This is a genomic window from Pseudomonas asiatica (genome assembly GCF_040214835.1).
Taxonomy (GTDB): domain Bacteria; phylum Pseudomonadota; class Gammaproteobacteria; order Pseudomonadales; family Pseudomonadaceae; genus Aquipseudomonas; species Aquipseudomonas putida_Z.
Window position 1 is genome coordinate 957,499 of the sequence record NZ_CP157874.1, and the last position, 19,735, is coordinate 977,233.

Genomic DNA, 19,735 nt, shown 5'->3' on the forward strand with positions numbered 1-19,735 from the left:
ACGCGCCCCGCGTCTTGAACGGGCGGCGTGATGCTGAACAAATATCCTCTGTGGAAATATGCACTGATCGTGCTGGTACTGGTGGTCGGTTTCATTTATTCCGCTCCCAACCTCTACCCGGATGATCCGGCGGTACAGATCAGTGGTGCCAGCTCGGCGCTGCAGGTGAACCAGGCCGACCTCGACCGCGTCAGCAAGGCGCTGGGCGATGCCAAGATCGCCGTCAAGGGCGCTAGCCTGGGTGAGAAAGGCAGCGGGCTGATCCGCCTGACCAATCAGGAAGACCAGCTGCCAGCCAAGGATGTAGTGCGCAAGGCACTGGGCGATGATTACGTCGTGGCCCTGAACCTGGCCCAGACTACCCCGCAATGGCTGCGCAACCTGGGCGCAAGCCCGATGAAGCTGGGCCTGGACCTGTCCGGTGGTGTGCACTTCCTGCTGGAAGTGGACATGGACAAGGCCATGAACGCCCGCATGAAAGTCTACGAAGGCGAGGTCAAGACCTTGCTGCGCAAAGAGCGCGTCCGCTACCGCAGCCTGCCTCAGCAGGATGGCGGCATCATGCTGGGCTTCGCTGACGATGCTACCCGCGAACAGGCTCGTGCCCTGATCCGGAAGAATTTCAATGACTTCGACCTGACCACCACCGAGCGCAACGAGCTCGCCGTGCTGCGTCTGGCGCTGACCCAGGCGAAAGTCGCCGAGATCCGCGAATACTCGATCAAGCAGAACCTCACCACCGTCCGCAACCGGGTCAACGAGCTGGGTGTGGCCGAGCCGCTGGTACAGCGCCAGGGCGCCAACCGCATCGTGGTCGAGCTGCCAGGCGTGCAGGACACTGCCGAAGCCAAGCGTATCCTGGGTAAAACCGCCAACCTGGAGTTCCGCTTCGGTGCCGAGCCGGGCGCTTCCAAGGCCACTACCGAGGTGTTCGAGTTCCGTGAGGGCGGCCGTTCCGCCGCGGTCGAGCGCGGCCTGATCATCACCGGTGACCAGGTAACCGACGCTCAGGCCAGCTTCGACGAACAAGGTCGCCCGCAGGTGAACATCCGCCTGGATGGCCACGGTGGCGAGCTGATGACCCGCGCTACCCGCAGCAACGTCGGCCGCAGCATGGCGGTGATCTTCATCGAGCAGAAGCCGGTCACCCGCTACGTCAAGCAGACCGTCGACGGCGTCGAGAAGGACGTTGCCGTACAGAGCTTCCAGGAAGAGAAGAAGATCATCAGCCTGGCGACCATCCAGTCGCCGCTGGGCAGCCAGTTCCGCATCACCGGCCTGAACGGCCAGGGCGAATCGTCCGAACTGGCCCTGCTGCTGCGTGCCGGTGGCCTGGCTGCGCCGATGTACTTCGCTGAAGAACGTACCATCGGCCCAAGCCTGGGTGCCGACAACATCACCAAGGGTATCGATGCATCGCTGTGGGGCATGCTGTTCGTCTCGCTGTTCATCATCGCCATCTACCGCGCCTTCGGTGTGATCGCCACCATCGCCCTGGCGGGCAACATGGTCCTGCTGCTGGCGCTGATGTCGCTGCTGGGCGCGACCCTGACCCTGCCGGGTATTGCCGGTATCGTGTTGACCATGGGTATGGCGGTGGACGCCAACGTGCTGATCTTCTCGCGTATCCGCGAAGAGCTGAACGCCGGCATGTCGGTGCAGCGCGCCATTCATGAAGGCTTCAACCGCGCCTACACCGCGATCATCGACGCCAACCTGACCAGCCTGCTGGTCGGCGGCATCCTGTTCGCCATGGGTACCGGCCCGGTCAAGGGCTTTGCGGTCACCATGTCCCTCGGGATTTTCACCTCGATGTTCACCGCCGTCATGGTGACCCGTGCAATGGTCAACCTGACCTGCGGCGGGCGTGACATCAAGAAGCTGTGGGTTTGAGGGAGCTGCGATGAAAACCATCAACTTCATGGGCGTGCGCAATGTCGCGTTCGCCATTACCGTGCTCCTCACCGTGCTGGCGCTGTTCAGCTGGTGGCAGAAGGGCCTGAACTTCGGCCTGGACTTCACCGGCGGTACGCTGATCGAGCTGACCTACGAGCGCCCGGCCGACCTCAAGGCGGTGCGTGCCGAGCTGGTCAATTCCGGCTTTCACGAGGCGGTGGTGCAGAGCTTCGGCGCCACCACCGACCTGCTGGTGCGCATGCCGGGTGATGACCCACAGCTGGGCAACAAGGTTGCTGAAGCCCTGCAGAAGGCCGGTGGCGACAACCCGGCCAAGGTCAAGCGTGTCGAGTTCGTAGGCCCGCAGGTGGGTGAGGAGCTGCGCGACCAGGGTGGCATGGGCATGCTCCTGGCCCTGGGCGGCATCCTTATCTACCTGGCCTTCCGCTTCCAGTGGAAGTTCGCCGTGGGCGCGATCGTCTCGCTGATCCACGACGTGGTGGTGACCCTGGGTATCCTGTCGTTCTTCCAGATCACCTTCGACCTGACGGTGCTGGCGGCGGTACTGGCGATCATCGGCTACTCGCTGAACGACACCATCGTCGTGTTCGACCGGGTGCGCGAGAACTTCCGCGTCATGCGCAAGGCCTCTCTCATCGAGAACATCAACGTTTCCACCACCCAGACCCTGCTGCGGACCATCGCCACCTCGGTTTCGACCTTGCTGGCCATTGCCGCGCTGCTGTTCTTCGGTGGCGACAACCTGTTCGGCTTCTCGCTGGCCCTGTTCATCGGCGTCATGGCCGGTACCTATTCGTCGATCTATATCGCCAACGTGGTACTGATCTGGCTGAACCTGAGCAGTGAAGACCTGATCCCGCCGGCCAAGACCGATGGTGTGGACGACCGTCCGTAAGGCGTTTTCCACGCCGTTTGGCGGCCAAAAAGGCGCGAGTGTTGAACTCGCGCCTTTTTTTTTACTCCAAGGCTGGGAGAAGGCGGGTCGGACCCGCGGGTTATGATCAGGAGGTTCATGTGAACAAATCAATGCTTGTGGGTGCGGTACTGGGTGCTGTCGGTGTGACTGCCGGAGGTGCTGTCGCGACCTACAGCTTGGTCAACAAGGGGCCTGAGTATGCGCAGGTCACCGACGTGCAACCGATCAAACAACAGGTAAAAACCCCCCGTGAGGTCTGCAAGGACGTCGCCGTGACGCGTCAGGCGCCGGTCAAGGACCAGCACCAGATCGCCGGTACCGTGGTAGGCGCCATTGCCGGTGGCCTGCTGGGTAACCAGATTGGTGGTGGTAGCGGCAAGAAGATCGCCACCGTGGCCGGTGCGGTCGGTGGTGGTTATGCTGGTAACAAGGTGCAGGAAGGCATGCAGGAGCGTGACACCTACACCACCACGCAAACCCGCTGCAATACGGTCAACGACATCAGTGAGAAAGTGGTGGGCTACAACGTGAAGTACACCATTGGCGACAAGGTGGGGCAGGTGAAGATGGATCACGAGCCCGGGTCGACCATTCCGCTGGACAAGAATGGCAAGCTGATCCTGAGCGAAGCCGGGCAGTAAGGCCCGGCGCGGTCTGCTCTTTGTAGGAGCGGCCTTGTGTCGCGAAAGGGGTGCGAAGCAGCCCCCGACAATCTCTGATAGGTCACGGATCCTGGGGGCGCTTCGCACCCCTTTCGCGACACAAGGCCGCTCCTACAGGGATCGCGAAAGCCCTGGGATATGGTTACAGGCACAAAAAAAGCACCCCGAGGGGTGCTTTTTTGTTTGCCGGCAATCCGCGCTTAGCGCTTCATGTTCTCTGGCAGGTGCGGCTGGATAGCAGTCAGCACGGCCTTGAAGCACTTGATGTTGCCCGCAACGATATGGCCCTTGTCGAGGAAGTCGTGGCCACCGTTGAAGTCGCTCACCAGGCCGCCCGCTTCCTGGATCAGCAGCACGCCGGCCGCCATGTCCCATTCGGACAGGCCCGACTCCCAGAAGGCGTCGAAACGGCCGGCGGCCACGTAGGCCAGGTCCAGGCTGGCGGAGCCGGCGCGGCGGATGCCGGCGGTCTGGCCAGTCAGGGCGCGGAACATGCCCAGGTAGTTGTCCAGGTCAGCCATCTGGCTGTCACGGAACGGGAAGCCGGTACCCAGCAGGGCGCCTTCCAGGCTGGTGCGCGAGCTGACACGCAGGCGACGACCGTTGAGCTGGGCGCCACGGCCACGGCTGGCGGTGAATTCTTCCTGGCGAACCGGGTCGACGATCACGGCGTGCTCAAGGCGGCCACGGTATTTGCAGGCGATGCTGACCGCGAAGTGCGGGATGCCACGCAGGAAGTTGGTGGTGCCATCCAGCGGGTCGATGATCCACAGGTAATCCTTGCCTTCTTCGCCGCTACCCGCGTGCAGGCCGGTTTCCTCGCCCTGGATGGAGTGGTTCGGGTAGGCCTTGCGCAGGGCGTTGACGATGCTCTGCTCGGCGGCGCGATCGACTTCGGAGACGTAGTCCTTGGCCTCTTTCTCATCGACCTTGATGCTATCCAGGCGTTCGATGGAGCGGAAAATCAGTTCACTGGCGCTGCGAGCGGCGCGCAGGGCGATATTCAGCATAGGCTGCATGGGCGGGTCACCTGGAGATGTTAAAGAAGAAAGCCGATCATTCTAGCAGAAAACTTTGGCGGCAGAAGTGTCACATTTGCTTTCATGGCGTTACGTCTGTCGGTTCTGTAAGATCGAAGGCCCTGATTCCTGCATCTGTGAGCACAACACCTTGCTGCAAAATATTCGTGTTGTTCTGGTCAATACCAGCCACCCCGGCAACATCGGCGGCGCTGCACGTGCCATGAAAAACATGGGCTTGTCGCGTCTGGTGCTGGTGCAGCCGAAAGAGTTCCCCGCCGTGGATGCCAGCGCCCGAGCCTCGGGTGCCGACGATGTGCTGGACAACGCCCAGGTGGTCGACAGCCTCGAGCAGGCGCTGGTCGGCTGCAACCTGGTGATGGGCACCAGCGCCCGCGAACGGAGCATCCCCTGGCCGCTGATCGGCCCGCGCGAGTGCGGGGCCAAGGCGGTGGAGCATGCCAATGGTGGCGAGGAAATCGCCCTGGTGTTCGGGCGTGAACACGCCGGCCTGACCAACGAAGAACTGCAGCGATGTCACTTCCACGTGCACATTCCCTCCAACCCCGACTTCAGCTCGCTGAACCTGGCCGCCGCTGTCCAGGTGCTCTCCTACGAGGTGCGCATGGCCTGGCTGGCCGCCGGTGCAGCGCCGGGCAAGGTCGAGAAGGTTGACGCCAGCGAGCTGGCGACCATGGACGAAATGGAGCTGTTCTACGACCACCTTGAAAAGACCCTGGTCGGTATCGGCTTTCTCGACCCCGAAAAGCCCAAGCACCTGATGCCGCGCCTGCGCCGGCTGTATGGGCGGGTGGCGGTCGAACGTTCGGAAATGAGCATTTTGCGCGGCATCCTCACCGAGACCCAGAAAGTGGTCCGGGGCGAGCCGCATAAACGGAAGGACTGACAGATGTTCGAACGCCTGCGTGAAGATATTCAAAGCGTATTCCACCGTGACCCGGCTGCGCGCAACGCCTTCGAGGTGCTGACCTGCTACCCGGGCATGCACGCCATCTGGCTGCACCGTCTGGGCAATGCCCTGTGGAAGCGTGATTTCAAGTGGCTGGCCCGCCTGGTGTCGAACTTCGGCCGCTGGCTGACCGGCATCGAGATCCACCCCGGCGCCACCATCGGCCGGCGCTTCTTCATCGACCACGGCATGGGCATCGTCATCGGCGAAACCGCCGAGATCGGCGACGATGTCACCCTTTACCAGGGCGTGACCCTGGGCGGCACCAGCTGGAACAAAGGCAAGCGCCACCCCACCCTGGAAAACGGCGTGGTGGTAGGGGCGGGGGCCAAGGTGCTGGGCCCGTTCACCGTCGGTGCCGGGGCCAAGATCGGTTCCAATGCGGTGGTGACCAAGGCGGTGCCGGCCGGCGCCACGGCGGTCGGCATCCCCGGGCGCATCATCGTCAAGAGCGAAGACAATGAGGTCGAGGCCAAGCGCAAGGCCATGGCCGAGAAGATCGGCTTCGATGCCTATGGTGTAAGTGGCGACATGCCCGACCCGGTGGCCCGTGCCATCGGCCAGATGCTCGACCACCTGCAGGCAGTCGACGAGCGGCTGGAGGGCATGTGCGGCGCCCTGACCAAGATGGGCAGCGATTACTGCGCCAAGGAACTGCCAGCCCTGCCGGAAGATGACTTCACGGAAGTTGCCCAGGTGGCTCAGCGCGACACTCAGTCGCATTGATTGCGCCGCGCTGAAATCATGGTGACATACGGGGCGTGTGCTCACGCCCCCTGTCTGCTACAATCGCGCCCGCCTCCCCGATGCAAACCCGACTAAAGCACTAGGTCTAATAGTTGACTTAAATGCTCGGGAATCGCATACTCGCTCACATCCTGTAACTCCCGTGGTACCCAATAGCCATGCGACTGACTACCAAAGGCCGATACGCCGTGACCGCCATGCTCGACCTGGCGTTGCACGCGCAGCATGGGCCGGTGTCTTTGGCCGACATTTCCGAGCGCCAGGGCATTTCCCTCTCTTATCTGGAACAGCTGTTCGCCAAGCTGCGCCGCAGCAGCCTGGTCTCCAGCGTGCGTGGTCCAGGCGGTGGCTACCAGCTGTCGCGGGGCATGGAAACCATCCAGGTGGCCCAGGTCATCGATGCGGTCAACGAATCGGTCGATGCCACCCGTTGCCAGGGCCTCGGGGACTGCCATGCCGGTGACACCTGCCTGACCCACCACCTGTGGTGCGACCTCAGCCAGCAGATCCATGAATTCCTCAGCGGTATAAGCCTGGCCGACCTCGTCATGCGCCGTGAGGTGCAGGAAGTTGCCCAGCGCCAGGACCTGCGTCGTGTCGCAGGCCGAACCGCCCAGCTGGACAAGATTGAGACGTCCGCCGTCGATTGATCCCACCGGGACGACGAGCGACGCCACCGCCTGATAGGAGAGACAAATGAAGTTGCCGATCTACCTCGATTACTCCGCGACCACTCCGGTCGACCCACGCGTGGCCCAGAAGATGGCCGACTGCCTGCTGGTCGACGGGAACTTCGGTAACCCGGCTTCGCGCTCCCACGTCTTTGGCTGGAAAGCCGAGGAAGCGGTCGAGAACGGTCGTCGCCAGGTTGCCGAACTGATCAACGCCGATCCGCGCGAAATCGTCTGGACCAGCGGTGCCACCGAGTCCGACAACCTCGCACTCAAGGGCGTCGCGCACTTCTATCAGACCAAGGGCAAGCACATCATCACCTCCAAGATCGAGCACAAGGCGGTCCTGGACACCGCTCGCCAGCTGGAGCGTGAAGGTTTCGAAGTCACCTACCTCGAGCCAGGCGAAGACGGCATCGTCACCCCGGCCATGGTCGAGGCGGCGCTGCGCGACGACACCATCCTGGTTTCGCTGATGCACGTGAACAACGAAGTCGGCTCGATCAACGATATCGCCGCCATCGGTGAACTGACCCGCTCGCGCGGCGTGCTGTTCCACGTTGACGCCGCACAGTCGGCCGGCAAGGTCGAAATCGACCTGCAAAAGCTGAAGGTCGACCTGATGTCGTTCTCGGCGCACAAGGTCTACGGCCCGAAAGGCATCGGCGCGCTGTACGTCAGCCGCAAGCCGCGCGTACGCCTGGAAGCCATCATTCACGGCGGTGGCCATGAGCGCGGCATGCGTTCGGGCACCCTGCCGACCCACCAGATCGTCGGCATGGGCGAAGCCTTCGCCATCGCCAAGCAGGAAATGGCCGCGGAAAACGTACGCATCAAGGCCCTGAGCGACCGCTTCTTCAAGCAGGTCTCGGACCTCGAAGAGCTGTACGTCAACGGCAGCAAGACTGCCCGCGTACCACACAACCTGAACCTGAGCTTCAACTACGTCGAAGGCGAATCGCTGCTGATGTCGCTGAAGGACATCGCCGTATCGTCCGGTTCGGCCTGCACCTCCGCTTCGCTCGAGCCGTCCTACGTATTGCGCGCCCTGGGCCGCAACGACGAGCTGGCGCACAGCTCGATCCGCTTCTCCTTCGGCCGCTTCACCACCGAAGAAGAAGTCGACTACGCCGCGCAGAAAGTCTGCGAGGCCGTGAACAAACTGCGTGAGCTGTCGCCGCTGTGGGACATGTACAAAGACGGCGTTGACATCTCCAAGATCGAGTGGGCCGCCCACTAAGCAGTCGCCGGCAAGAGCGGCTCCCTGATGAGGAAGGAATTGCACCATGGCATACAGTGAAAAGGTCATCGACCACTACGAAAACCCGCGCAACGTCGGCAAGATGAACGCCGAAGACCCGGACGTCGGTACCGGCATGGTCGGCGCGCCGGCCTGCGGTGACGTGATGCGCCTGCAGATCAAGGTCAACGAGCAGGGCGTGATCGAAGACGCCAAGTTCAAGACCTACGGCTGCGGTTCGGCCATCGCTTCCAGCTCCCTCGCCACCGAGTGGATGAAGGGCAAGACCCTGGACGAAGCCGAGACCATCAAGAACACCCAGCTGGCCGAAGAACTGGCGTTGCCGCCGGTCAAGATCCACTGCTCGGTACTCGCCGAAGATGCCATCAAGGCAGCCGTACGCGATTACAAGCAGAAGAAAGGCTTGATCTAAGTCGCCTGTTGCGAGGTAAGGAGTCCTGATGGCTATCAGCATGACAGAAGCCGCCGCCAACCACGTGCGGCGTTCCCTGGAAGGGCGCGGCAAGGGCGAAGGCATTCGCCTGGGCGTGCGCACCACCGGTTGCTCGGGCCTGGCCTACGTGCTGGAGTTCGTCGACGAGCTGGCGGACGAAGACCAGGTGTTCGAGAACCATGGCGTCAAGGTGATCATCGATCCCAAGAGCCTGGTCTACCTCGATGGCACCGAACTGGACTTCGTCAAGGAAGGGTTGAACGAAGGGTTCAAGTTCAACAACCCCAACGTGCGCGGTGAGTGTGGCTGCGGCGAAAGCTTCAACGTTTGAGGCTGGCTGTGGGTACTCCTTGTCATTTCGCATTGTTTGACCTCCAGCCAAGCTTCCGCCTGGATCTCGACAAGCTGGCCACTCGCTATCGTGAGCTGGCCCGCGAAGTCCATCCCGACCGCTTTGCCGACGCCTCCGAGCGCGAGCAGCGCGTGGCGCTGGAAAAGTCCGCGGCCCTCAACGACGCCTACCAGACACTGCGCAGTGCGCCGCGTCGCGCCCGCTACCTGCTGGCCATCGGCGGCCACGAAGTGCCTCAGGAAGTCACGGTCCACGACCCTGACTTCCTGTTGCAGCAGATGCAGTGGCGTGAAGAGCTCGAAGAACTGCAGGACGAAGCCGACCTCGATGGCGTGGCCGTGTTCAAGAAGCGCCTGAAGGTCGCCCAGGACACGCTGAACGAGGACTTTGCCGCCTGCTGGGACGCCCCAGGCGAGCGCGACAAGGCCGAACGCCTGATGCGCCGCATGCAGTTCCTCGACAAGCTCGCCCAAGAAGTGCGCCAACTGGAAGAGCGCCTCGACGATTAACCCGGTGCTGCCCGTGATGGCACCTAAGGTATTCAGATAAGCATGGCCCTACTGCAGATTGCCGAACCCGGTCAAAGCCCTCAGCCGCATCAGCGCCGCCTGGCGGTGGGGATCGACCTGGGTACCACCAACTCCCTGGTCGCCGCACTGCGCAGCGGCCGTAGCGAGCCCCTGCCTGACGCGCAGGGCAATGTCATTCTGCCGTCCGCGGTGCGTTACCTCGAAGGGCGCAACGAAGTGGGGCAGGCTGCACGCGATGCCGCTTCCAGCGACCCGCTGAACACCGTGCTGTCGGTCAAGCGCCTGATGGGGCGCGGCCTGGCCGACGTCAAGCAACTGGGCGAGCAGCTGCCGTACCGCTTCGTTGGCGGTGAGTCGCACATGCCGTTCATCGACACCGTGCAAGGGCCGAAAAGCCCGGTGGAAGTGTCCGCCGATATCCTCAAGGTGCTGCGCGAGCGTGCCGAAGCCACCCTTGGTGGTGAGCTGGTGGGGGCGGTGATCACCGTGCCGGCCTATTTCGACGATGCCCAGCGCCAGGCCACCAAGGACGCTGCGCGCCTGGCCGGCCTGAACGTGCTGCGTCTGCTCAACGAGCCGACCGCTGCTGCCGTGGCCTATGGTCTGGACCAGAACGCCGAAGGCGTGGTGGCCATCTATGACCTGGGCGGCGGTACCTTCGACATTTCCATTTTGCGCCTGACTGCCGGCGTATTCGAAGTGCTGGCCACCGGTGGCGATACCGCCCTGGGTGGTGACGACTTCGACCACGCCATCGCTGGCTGGATCATCGAGCAGGCCGGGCTGTCGTCCGACCTGGACCCGGCCACCCAGCGCGCGCTGTTGCAGACCGCCTGTGCCGCCAAGGAAGCCCTGACCGACGCCGACGTGGTCAGCGTCAGCCATGGCACCTGGCAGGGCGAGCTGAGCCGCGCCGGCTTCGAAGCCATGATCGAGCCCATGGTCGCCCGCAGCCTCAAGGCCTGCCGCCGCGCCGTGCGTGACAGCGGTATAGAGCTGGAAGAAGTCAGCGCCGTGGTCATGGTCGGTGGTTCGACCCGCGTACCGCGTGTGCGTGAGGCCGTCGGAGCACTGTTCGGCCGCACCCCGCTGACCTCGATCGACCCCGACCAGGTGGTGGCCATCGGTGCCGCCATCCAGGCCGATACCTTGGCCGGCAACCGCCGCGAAGGTGGCGAACTGCTGCTGTTGGATGTCATCCCGCTGTCGCTTGGCCTTGAGACCATGGGCGGGCTGATGGAGAAGGTGATCCCGCGCAACACCACCATCCCGGTGGCGCGTGCCCAGGAATTCACCACCTATAAAGATGGCCAGTCGGCCATGATGATCCATGTGCTGCAGGGCGAGCGCGAGCTGATCAGCGATTGCCGCTCGCTGGCGCGCTTCGAGCTGCGTGGCATCCCGGCCATGGTGGCCGGTGCGGCAAAAATCCGCGTCACCTTCCAGGTCGACGCCGACGGCCTGCTCAGCGTCGCCGCCCGCGAGCTGGGCTCGGGCGTGGAAGCCAGCATCCAGGTCAAGCCGTCCTATGGCCTGACCGACGGCGAAATCGCCCGCATGCTCAAGGATTCCTTCGAACACGCAGGTTCCGACAAGCAGGCCCGCCAGCTGCGCGAGCACCAGGTGGACGGCGAGCGCCTGCTCGAAGCGGTACAGGGCGCCCTGGACGCCGACGGTGAGCGTCTGCTCAGCAGTGACGAGCGCGACGCCATCGAATTCCAGATGCAAGAACTACGTGATTTGCTGGCCGGCACCGATGGCGCAGCCATCGAGCAACAGACCAAGCGTCTGTCGCAGGTGACCGACGCATTTGCCGCCCGTCGCCTTGATTCGACGGTCAAAGCCGCACTGGCCGGGCGCAACCTGAATGAGATCGAGGAGTAACCGATGCCGCTGGTGACATTCCTGCCGCATGAGAAGTTCTGCCCAGAGGGGCTGACCGTGGAGGCGCCGACCGGGACCAACATCCTGGAACTGGCCCACGACCATCACATCGAGATGGAAAGCGCCTGCGGCGGCGTCAAGGCCTGCACCACTTGCCACTGCATCGTACGCAAGGGCTTCGACTCGCTCGAAGAAGCCGACGAACTGGAAGAGGACATGCTGGACAAGGCCTGGGGCCTGGAGGCTCAATCGCGCCTCGGCTGCCAGGTGGTCGTCGCTGACCAGGACCTGGTTATCGAGATCCCCAAGTATTCGCTCAACCACGCCGCCGAAGCGCCGCACTGAGGTTTGCCCCATGAGCCTGAAATGGATTGATGTACTTGAGATCGCCATCCAGCTTGCAGAAAGCAAGCCGGAAGTCGATCCTCGTTATGTGAATTTCGTCGACCTGCACAGCTGGGTGCTGGCATTGCCAGAATTCAGCGACGATCCGTCACGCGGCGGTGAGAAAGTGCTCGAGGCAATCCAGGCCGCCTGGATCGACGAAGCCGACTAAGCGTCATCTGCAGGTTAGGCAATCCCCCGGAACCCGCGTATAATTCGCGGGTTTAATTTTTCGTAACACTCATATTCTGGAGTTTTCCATGGCTGTTCAACGTACTTTCTCGATCATCAAGCCTGACGCCGTTGCCAAAAACGTCATCGGCAAGATCACCACTCGCTTCGAAGAAGCCGGCCTGAAAATCGTTGCCTCGAAAATCAAGCAACTGTCCAAAGCCGAAGCCGAAGGCTTCTACGCCGAGCACAGCGCTCGTGGCTTCTTCGGTGACCTGGTTGCCTTCATGACTTCCGGCCCGGTCGTTGTTCAGGTTCTGGAAGGCGAAAACGCCATCGCTCTGAACCGTGAGCTGATGGGCGCTACCAACCCTAAAGAAGCTGCTCCAGGCACCATCCGTGCTGACTTCGCCGAGTCGATCGACGCCAACGCCGTTCACGGTTCGGACTCCGAAGCTGCTGCTGCTCGCGAAATCGCTTACTTCTTCGCTGCTACCGAGGTAACCACTCGCTAAGCGAAAGCTTACGGGTGAGGGTGAATCCATGACGACATCTACTGGCAAAATCAACCTGCTGGGTCTGACCCTGCCGGAAATGGAACAATTCTTCGACTCTATCGGGGAGAAGCGCTTCCGCGCCGGTCAGGTGATGAAATGGATTCACCATTTTGGCGTCGATGATTTCGCCGCCATGACGAACGTCGGCAAGGTCTTGCGCGAAAAGCTCGAGGCCGTTGCCGAAATTCGGGGCCCGGAAGTGGTCAGTGAAGACATTTCCGCCGACGGTACCCGCAAGTGGGTGGTCCGCGTTGCCTCCGGCAGCTGCGTCGAGACCGTCTACATCCCCACCGACGATCGCGGCACCCTGTGCGTGTCGTCGCAAGCCGGCTGTGCCCTGGACTGCAGCTTCTGCTCCACCGGCAAGCAAGGCTTCAACAGCAACCTCACCGCCGCCGAAGTGATCGGCCAGGTGTGGCTTGCCAACAAATCCTTCGGGACCGTTCCGGCCAAGATCGACCGCGCCATTACCAACGTGGTCATGATGGGCATGGGCGAACCCCTGCTGAATTTCGACAATGTCATCGCCGCCATGAAGATCATGATGGAAGATCTGGGCTATGGCATTTCCAAGCGTCGCGTCACCCTGTCCACCTCGGGCGTGGTGCCGATGATCGACGAGCTGGCCAAGCACATCGACGTGTCGCTGGCCCTGTCGCTGCACGCACCGAACGACGAGCTGCGCAACAAGCTGGTACCGATCAACAAGAAGTACCCGCTGAAGATGCTGCTGGAATCGTGCATGGGCTACATGTCCACCCTGGGTGGCAAGCGCGTGCTGACCATCGAGTACACCTTGCTCAAGGATGTAAACGACCAGCCGGAGCATGCTGCGCAAATGATCGAGCTGCTGCGCGACGTGCCATGCAAGATCAACCTGATCCCGTTCAACCCGTTCCCGCACTCCGGCTACGAGCGGCCGAGCAACAACGCCATCCGCCGCTTCCAGGACCTGTTGCACCACGGTGGCTTCAACGTCACCACCCGCACCACCCGTGGTGATGACATCGACGCTGCCTGTGGTCAGCTGGTCGGCCAGGTCAACGACCGCACCCGCCGCAGCGAGCGCTACATCGCTGTGCGCCAGCTGTCCGCGGACGCCGAGCTGCAAGACAGCCCCGCCAGCCACTGACCGGGACCTTGCCCATGAGCCTGCGCGCCGCGCTGTCGATCCTTGCGCTTTCGCTGCTGGCCGGCTGCGTGTCGGGCGGCGCGAGCGACCCCCTGGCCAGCCGCCAGGGCAGGGCAGAGGCGGGGCGGGCCTATGTGCAGCTTGGGCTGGGTTATTTGCAACAGGGTTTGACTGAGCAGGCCAAGGCGCCGCTGGGCAAGGCCCTGGCCCTGGATGGCGGTGATGCCGACGCGCACGCCGCCCTGGCGCTGGTCTTCCAGGCCGAAGGCGAGCCGGCGCTGGCCGAAACGCACTTTCGCAAGGCGCTGCAGGCACGCACGGGCGACACGCGAATTCGCAACAATTACGGCAGTTTCCTTTATGCTCAGGGCCGATTTGCCGAGGCCGAGCAGATGTTTCGCCTGGCCAGCGCCGATACCCTGTATCCTGAGCGCTCACGCGTTTACGAAAACCTGGGCCTGACCGCTCTGAAGCTCGAGCGCCGCGACCAGGCGCATGCGTATCTGCTGAAAGCTTTGCAACTCAACCAGCGGCAACCGAAAGCGTTGCTGGAAATGGCTGAGTTGTCCTACGAAAACAGGCATTATGTGCCGGCCCGGGACTACTACGATCGTTTCAGCCAGTTGAGCGACCACGATGCCCGTAGCCTGCTGCTGGGCAGCCGCCTTGCCAGGGTATTCGACGAGCAGGGCACACTGGCCGAGCTGGGCCAGCAATTACAACGACTTTATCCCGGTACGCCGGAATATCAGCAATACCTGTCGGAGCAACGATGAAAGCCGCGCATCCCGAAGTAGCAGTAGCGCCTGGCCAGAACCCCGGTGAGCTTTTGCGTCAGGCCCGTGAGAACCGGGACTGGTCACAAGCCGAGGTGGCCCGCAAGCTCAACCTCACTGTCAGTTCGTTGAACCACGTGGAAACCGGCGCCTTCGACAAGCTGCCGGGGCATACCTTCGCCCGTGGTTATATCCGCGCCTATGCCAAGCTGATGGACCTGGACCAGGCTGCCCTGGTGGAGGCCTTCGACCGTTACACCGGCACCCACGCCAAAGGCAGCGACGTGCACTCGCTGGGCCGTATCGAAGAGCCGGTGCGCCTGTCTCACAATATCCTGCGCGGCGTCAGCCTGCTGCTGCTGGTGGCCGTGGTCGGTGGCGGCTTCGTCTGGTGGCAGGACCAGGGCAGCCTGCGTGGCAAGGACCTGGCCAAGATCGCCCTGGAGCACGTCGAAGTCGAAAGCGCCGACGGTACCACCCAGATTCACCCGCTCGATGAGCCTGAAGACCAGGCTGTTTCCGCTGGGCAGCAGCCCGAGAGCGCGCCGCTGCCGCTGGAGCAGGGCGTTGCCGAGCAGCCTGCCGCCGCCGAACAGGCACCGGCAAGCCCGGCACCTGCCGCTACTGCTACCGCTGCCGCAGTGCCGGCACCGGCCCAGCAGGCGCCTGTGCCACCGGTCGCCAGCGCCTCTGCTGCCGCGCCTGCGCCGGTAGCACCGGTTGCCCCGGCTCCGGCCCCGGCGGCTGTTGCACCTGCTACGCCGGTAGCGTCCGTGGCCGTTGCCGAGCCTGCCGCCCCCGCCGCAGTGCCGGCTGGCAGCGCCAAGGTCGCCATCCAGTTCGTCGCCGATTGCTGGACCCAGGTCACCGACGGCAACGGCAAGGTGCTGTTCAGCGCCATCAAGCGCAAGGGGGACAACCTCGAGCTGACCGGCAAGCCGCCGTTCTCGGTACGCCTGGGCTTTGCCCGTGGCGCCCAGGTCAGCTACAACGGCCAGGCCGTCGATGTTGCCCCGTTCACCAGTGGCGAGACCGCTCGCCTGAAGTTGGGACAGTAATCATGCACGGCGAATCTCCGATCAAACGTCGCGAATCCCGCAAAATCTGGGTCGGCAATGTGCCGGTGGGTGGTGATGCCCCCATCGCGGTGCAGAGCATGACCAACACCGACACCAACGATGTGGCTGCCACCGTGGCGCAAATCCAGCGCCTGGTCGATGCCGGCGTGGACATCGTGCGCGTCTCGGTGCCGGACATGGACGCCGCCGAGGCGTTCGGCCGCATCAAGCAGCAGGTCAGCGTGCCGCTGGTCGCCGACATTCACTTCGACTACAAGATCGCCCTGCGCGTGGCCGAACTGGGCGTTGACTGCCTGCGTATCAACCCGGGCAACATCGGCCGTGAAGACCGTGTGCGCGCGGTGGTCGATGCCGCCCGCGACCGGGGCATCCCGATCCGTATCGGCGTCAACGCCGGCTCGCTGGAAAAGGACCTGCAGAAGAAGTACGGCGAACCGACCCCGGCAGCGCTGGTCGAGTCGGCCCTGCGCCACGTCGAGCACCTCGACCGCCTGGACTTCCAGGACTTCAAGGTCAGCGTCAAAGCCTCCGATGTGTTCATGGCCGTCGAAGCCTACCGCCTGCTGGCCAAGCAGATCGTGCAGCCGCTGCACCTGGGCATCACCGAAGCCGGTGGCCTGCGTTCGGGGACGGTGAAATCCGCTGTCGGCCTCGGTATGCTGCTGGCCGAAGGCATTGGCGATACCATCCGTATCTCGCTGGCGGCCGACCCGGTCGAAGAAGTGAAAGTCGGCTACGACATCCTCAAGTCGCTGCACCTGCGCTCGCGAGGCATCAACTTCATCGCCTGCCCGAGCTGCTCGCGGCAGAACTTCGATGTGGTCAAGACCATGAACGAGCTGGAAGGGCGCCTGGAAGACCTGCTGGTGCCGCTGGACGTGGCGGTAATCGGTTGCGTGGTCAACGGCCCGGGCGAAGCCAAGGAGGCCCATGTGGGGCTGACCGGCGGCACGCCGAACCTGATCTACATCGACGGCAAGCCGGCGCAGAAGCTGACCAACGACAACCTGGTCGATGAGCTGGAAAAACTCATCCGCCAGAAAGCGGCCGAAAAGGCCGAAGCCGACGCGGCGCTGATCGTCCGTGGCTGACACACAGAATTCGTAAGGACTTTTCGTGAGCAAATCGCTGCAAGCCATCCGTGGCATGAACGACATCCTGCCAGAACAGTCGCCGCTGTGGCGCTACTTCGAAGGCACCGTGGCCGGCCTGCTGGACACCTACGGGTACAGCCAGATCCGCACGCCGATCGTCGAGTTCACCGAGCTGTTCAAGCGCTCCATCGGTGAAGTGACCGACATCGTCGAAAAAGAGATGTACACCTTCGAGGACCGCAACGGCGATTCGCTGACCCTGCGCCCCGAAGGCACTGCCGCCTGCGTGCGTGCCGTGCTCGAGCATGGCATCACCGGCAACGGCCAGGTGCAGAAACTGTGGTACATCGGCCAGATGTTCCGCCACGAGCGCCCGCAGAAGGGCCGCTACCGCCAGTTCCACCAGATTGGCGTGGAAGTGTTCAACCTGGACGGCCCGGACATCGACGCCGAGCTGATCATGCTGACCTGGCGCCTGTGGGGCCTGCTGGGCATCCAGGACGCAGTCAAGCTGGAGCTCAACAGCCTGGGCACCAGCGAAGCCCGTGCACGCTACCGTGATGCGCTGGTCGAGTTCCTCTCGGCGCGCCTGGAGCAACTGGACGAAGACAGCCAGCGCCGCCTGAAGAGCAACCCGCTGCGCATCCTCGACAGCAAGGACCAGAACACCCAGGCGGTGCTGGTCGGCGCGCCGAAGCTGGAAGACTACCTGGACGAAGAGTCGCGCGTGCACTTCGAGGGCCTCAAGGCCCGCCTGGACGCTGCCGGCATTCCGTTCGTGATCAACACCAAGCTGGTGCGTGGCCTGGACTACTACAGCAAGACCGTGTTCGAGTGGGTTACCGACAAGCTCGGCGCCCAGGGCACCGTCTGCGCCGGCGGCCGTTACGACGGCCTGGTCGAACAGATGGGCGGCAAGCCGACCCCGGGCGTCGGTTTCGCCATGGGCATCGAGCGCCTGATCCTGCTGCTGGAAACCCTGGGCAAGGTGCCCGAGTCCATCAGCCGCCAGATCGACGTCTACCTGTGCGCCTTTGGCGAACAGGCGGAACTGGCCGGCCTGCGCCTGTCCGAAGGCCTGCGCGACCGCCTGCCGGGCCTGCGCCTGGCAGTCAACGCCGGCGGTGGCAGCTTCAAGAGCCAGTTCAAGAAAGCCGACAAGAGCGGCGCGCTGTTCGCCCTGATCCTCGGCGACGACGAACTGGCCAAGCAAGAGATCGGCTTCAAGCCCCTGCGTGGTCAGGGCGAACAACAGAACATTGCCTGGGATGCTCTGGCTGAGCACCTGGAAACCGCGATCGCGCAGGCGTAACGCGGTTCAACAAGCGAATAGGCGAAAAGGAGTATTGGGGTGTCGAGTACCGATGATGAACTGGCAGGGGTCAAGGACTGGTGGAACCGCAACGGCAAGCCGCTGCTGACCGGTGCCCTGTTGGCTGGCGTGGTGGTGTTGGGCTGGAATACCTGGCACAAGTACCAGAACAATCAGTCGCAAGGTGCCTCGCAGCTGTACCAGGCCTTGCTGGAGACCAGCCTGACGCCGACTGGCCAGCCTGATGCGACCAAGGTCGCGGAACTGGCCGGCAAGCTCAAGAGCGAGTTCGGCGGTACCGCCTACGCCCAGTACGGCAGCCTGTTCGTGGCCAAGGTCGCGGTCGAGACCGGCAAGCTCGATGACGCTGCTGCCGAGTTGAAGAGCGTGCTGGACAAGCCGGCCGATGCCACCCTGGGCGAAATTTCGCGTCAGCGCCTGGCTCGTGTGCTGGCCGCCCAGAACAAGGCCGAGGACGCCCTCAAGCTGCTCGACGGCGACGCCGACAAAGCCTTCCTGGCCAGCCGCGAAGAGTTGAAAGGTGACCTGCTGGTGCAACTGGGTCGCGCCGACGACGCGCACAGCGCTTACGAGAAAGCCAAGGCTGCGTTGTCCGATGAGGCGGCGGTCGGTGGCCTGCAATTGAAGCTGGATGACTTGGCCAAAGGGGACGCGTAAGTGATCGGTTGGAAACATGCAGCAGTGCTGACCCTGGCCGTACTGGCCGCAGGTTGCAGCAGCAACAGCAAGAAGGAACTGCCTCCGGCCGAGCTGACCAAGTTCACCGAGGAAGTGGTGCTGAAGAAGCAGTGGAGCCGTTCGATCGGTGACGGCCAGGGCGAGACCTACAACACCCTGGTACCTGCCATCGAGAACGACCGTATCTACGCCTCCGACGTCAACGGCGAAGTCTTCGCCCTCGACCGCATCACCGGCGACGTGGTGTGGAAGAAGGACCTCGAGCTGCCGGTATCCGGCGCTGTAGGCGTGGGCTACGGCCTGGTCATGATCGGTACCCTCAAGGGTGAAGTCATCGCCCTGGACTCCAGCACCGGTGAGGAGCGCTGGCGCTCCCGCGTGACCAGCGAAGTGCTGGCCCCGCCTGCCAATAACGGTGAGGTGGTGGTGGTGCAGACCCAGGACGATCGCCTGATCGGCCTGGATGCCGCCACTGGTGACCGTCGCTGGATCTACGAAAACACCCCGGCCGTGCTGACCCTGCGTGGCACCGGCGCGCCGATCGCCACCAACCGCCTGGCCGTCGCCGGCCTGTCCACCGGCAAGGTGGTGGCGGTGGACATCAACAACGGCGTGCCGGTGTGGGAAAGCCGTGTGGCAATCCCGCAGGGCCGTTCCGAGTTGGACCGCGTGGTCGATATCGACGGCGGCCTGCTGCTGTCGGGTGGTACCCTGTACGTCAGCACCTACCAGGGCCGCGTCGCGGGCCTGGACCTGGAAAGCGGCCGTGTGCTGTGGCAGCGTGATGCCTCCAGCTACGTGGGTGTCGCCCAGGGCTACGGTAACGTCTATGTCAGCGAAGCTTCCGGTACTGTCGAAAGCGTCGACGAGCGCTCGTCCAGCGCTCTGTGGACCAACGACACCATGGCTCGCCGCCAGCTGACCGCGCCTGAAGTGTTCTCCAGCTACGTGGCGGTGGGCGACTTCGAGGGTTACCTGCACCTGCTGAGCCAGGTCGATGGCCGCTTCGTCGGCCGTGAGCGTATCGACAGTGATGGCCTGCGTGCCCGCCCACTTGTGGTCGGCGACACCATCTACGTCTTCGGCAACAGCGGCAAGCTCGAGGCACTGACCATCCGCTGAAGCTATGCTTGAAGCCTTGGCGGGCTTCAAGCCGCGGCGTAGGACAC

The 19,735-nt window shown here is 63.3% G+C and carries 22 protein-coding genes; 21 read left to right on the forward strand and 1 reads right to left on the reverse strand.

The genetic code is table 11. The features are described 5' to 3' along the window. The first annotated feature begins 30 nt into the window (after nt 1-30). The 3 genes from secD to ABNP31_RS04430 all read left to right on the forward strand — a co-directional run bounded on the left by secD (nt 31) and on the right by ABNP31_RS04430 (nt 3,474). Nucleotides 31-1,893: a protein translocase subunit SecD gene (gene secD, locus ABNP31_RS04420; protein WP_025337767.1), complete on the forward strand. Its 1,863-nt coding sequence runs from the start codon at nt 31-33 to the stop codon at nt 1,891-1,893. Nucleotides 1,894-1,903: 10 nt separating this feature from the next. Further along, entirely contained in the window at nt 1,904-2,812 is a 909-nt protein-coding gene (gene secF, locus ABNP31_RS04425) for a protein translocase subunit SecF (protein ID WP_025337768.1), read from the forward strand. A 119-nt stretch (nt 2,813-2,931) separates the two neighbouring features. Then, complete coding sequence (locus ABNP31_RS04430) at nt 2,932-3,474, forward strand: glycine zipper 2TM domain-containing protein (RefSeq protein WP_013971012.1); 543 nt, start codon at nt 2,932-2,934, stop codon at nt 3,472-3,474. A 221-nt stretch (nt 3,475-3,695) separates the two neighbouring features. Here ABNP31_RS04430 and suhB read toward each other — a convergent pair whose 3' ends face one another. Beyond that, the gene (suhB, locus tag ABNP31_RS04435) at nt 3,696-4,514 is read right to left on the reverse strand and encodes a type III secretion system regulator SuhB (protein ID WP_025337769.1); all 819 of its coding nucleotides are present in this window, start codon (nt 4,512-4,514) and stop codon (nt 3,696-3,698) included. 151 nt (nt 4,515-4,665) lie between these two features. Between suhB and trmJ the strand changes: the two genes are divergently transcribed. The 18 genes from trmJ to bamB all read left to right on the forward strand — a co-directional run bounded on the left by trmJ (nt 4,666) and on the right by bamB (nt 19,688). Continuing rightward, complete coding sequence (gene trmJ / locus ABNP31_RS04440; RefSeq protein ID WP_031325634.1) at nt 4,666-5,421, forward strand: tRNA (cytosine(32)/uridine(32)-2'-O)-methyltransferase TrmJ; 756 nt, start codon at nt 4,666-4,668, stop codon at nt 5,419-5,421. 3 nt (nt 5,422-5,424) lie between these two features. Then, on the forward strand, nt 5,425-6,210 hold the full coding sequence (gene cysE, locus ABNP31_RS04445) for a serine O-acetyltransferase (protein WP_046615813.1): 786 nt from the start codon (nt 5,425-5,427) through the stop codon (nt 6,208-6,210). A 179-nt stretch (nt 6,211-6,389) separates the two neighbouring features. Continuing rightward, nucleotides 6,390-6,881, forward strand: coding sequence for a Fe-S cluster assembly transcriptional regulator IscR (gene iscR / locus ABNP31_RS04450; RefSeq protein ID WP_008092572.1), 492 nt, complete (start codon nt 6,390-6,392; stop codon nt 6,879-6,881). 46 nt (nt 6,882-6,927) lie between these two features. Then, nucleotides 6,928-8,142, forward strand: a complete 1,215-nt coding sequence (locus ABNP31_RS04455; protein ID WP_013971017.1) for an IscS subfamily cysteine desulfurase — start codon at nt 6,928-6,930, stop codon at nt 8,140-8,142. Between the two features lie 46 nt (nt 8,143-8,188). Beyond that, on the forward strand, nt 8,189-8,575 hold the full coding sequence (gene iscU, locus ABNP31_RS04460; RefSeq protein WP_003248539.1) for a Fe-S cluster assembly scaffold IscU: 387 nt from the start codon (nt 8,189-8,191) through the stop codon (nt 8,573-8,575). A gap of 28 nt (nt 8,576-8,603) precedes the next feature. Next, nucleotides 8,604-8,927 (forward strand): iron-sulfur cluster assembly protein IscA, encoded by a 324-nt coding sequence (iscA, locus tag ABNP31_RS04465; protein ID WP_003257854.1) that lies wholly within the window; start codon nt 8,604-8,606, stop codon nt 8,925-8,927. An 8-nt stretch (nt 8,928-8,935) separates the two neighbouring features. Next, nucleotides 8,936-9,457, forward strand: coding sequence for a co-chaperone HscB (gene hscB / locus ABNP31_RS04470; RefSeq protein WP_015269012.1), 522 nt, complete (start codon nt 8,936-8,938; stop codon nt 9,455-9,457). 42 nt (nt 9,458-9,499) lie between these two features. Continuing rightward, nucleotides 9,500-11,362 (forward strand): Fe-S protein assembly chaperone HscA, encoded by a 1,863-nt coding sequence (gene hscA, locus ABNP31_RS04475; protein ID WP_015269013.1) that lies wholly within the window; start codon nt 9,500-9,502, stop codon nt 11,360-11,362. Nucleotides 11,363-11,365: 3 nt separating this feature from the next. Then, nucleotides 11,366-11,707, forward strand: coding sequence for an ISC system 2Fe-2S type ferredoxin (gene fdx, locus ABNP31_RS04480; protein WP_085665011.1), 342 nt, complete (start codon nt 11,366-11,368; stop codon nt 11,705-11,707). A 10-nt stretch (nt 11,708-11,717) separates the two neighbouring features. After that, the gene (gene iscX / locus ABNP31_RS04485) at nt 11,718-11,918 is read left to right on the forward strand and encodes a Fe-S cluster assembly protein IscX (RefSeq protein ID WP_025337774.1); all 201 of its coding nucleotides are present in this window, start codon (nt 11,718-11,720) and stop codon (nt 11,916-11,918) included. An 88-nt stretch (nt 11,919-12,006) separates the two neighbouring features. Beyond that, nucleotides 12,007-12,432: a nucleoside-diphosphate kinase gene (gene ndk, locus ABNP31_RS04490; protein WP_011532343.1), complete on the forward strand. Its 426-nt coding sequence runs from the start codon at nt 12,007-12,009 to the stop codon at nt 12,430-12,432. Nucleotides 12,433-12,460: 28 nt separating this feature from the next. After that, entirely contained in the window at nt 12,461-13,606 is a 1,146-nt protein-coding gene (rlmN, locus tag ABNP31_RS04495; RefSeq protein WP_075043830.1) for a 23S rRNA (adenine(2503)-C(2))-methyltransferase RlmN, read from the forward strand. 14 nt (nt 13,607-13,620) lie between these two features. After that, nucleotides 13,621-14,382, forward strand: coding sequence for a type IV pilus biogenesis/stability protein PilW (gene pilW, locus ABNP31_RS04500; protein WP_025337776.1), 762 nt, complete (start codon nt 13,621-13,623; stop codon nt 14,380-14,382). Next, entirely contained in the window at nt 14,379-15,440 is a 1,062-nt protein-coding gene (locus ABNP31_RS04505) for a RodZ domain-containing protein (RefSeq protein ID WP_085665010.1), read from the forward strand. Before pilW ends, ABNP31_RS04505 begins: the two co-directional genes overlap by 4 nt. Nucleotides 15,441-15,442: 2 nt before the next feature. Then, complete coding sequence (gene ispG, locus ABNP31_RS04510) at nt 15,443-16,552, forward strand: flavodoxin-dependent (E)-4-hydroxy-3-methylbut-2-enyl-diphosphate synthase (protein ID WP_003257869.1); 1,110 nt, start codon at nt 15,443-15,445, stop codon at nt 16,550-16,552. A gap of 25 nt (nt 16,553-16,577) precedes the next feature. Further along, entirely contained in the window at nt 16,578-17,867 is a 1,290-nt protein-coding gene (gene hisS / locus ABNP31_RS04515; RefSeq protein ID WP_075043833.1) for a histidine--tRNA ligase, read from the forward strand. 39 nt (nt 17,868-17,906) lie between these two features. Beyond that, entirely contained in the window at nt 17,907-18,545 is a 639-nt protein-coding gene (locus tag ABNP31_RS04520; protein WP_015269019.1) for a tetratricopeptide repeat protein, read from the forward strand. Beyond that, entirely contained in the window at nt 18,546-19,688 is a 1,143-nt protein-coding gene (gene bamB / locus ABNP31_RS04525; RefSeq protein WP_025337779.1) for an outer membrane protein assembly factor BamB, read from the forward strand. The last annotated feature ends 47 nt before the right edge of the window (nt 19,689-19,735 follow it).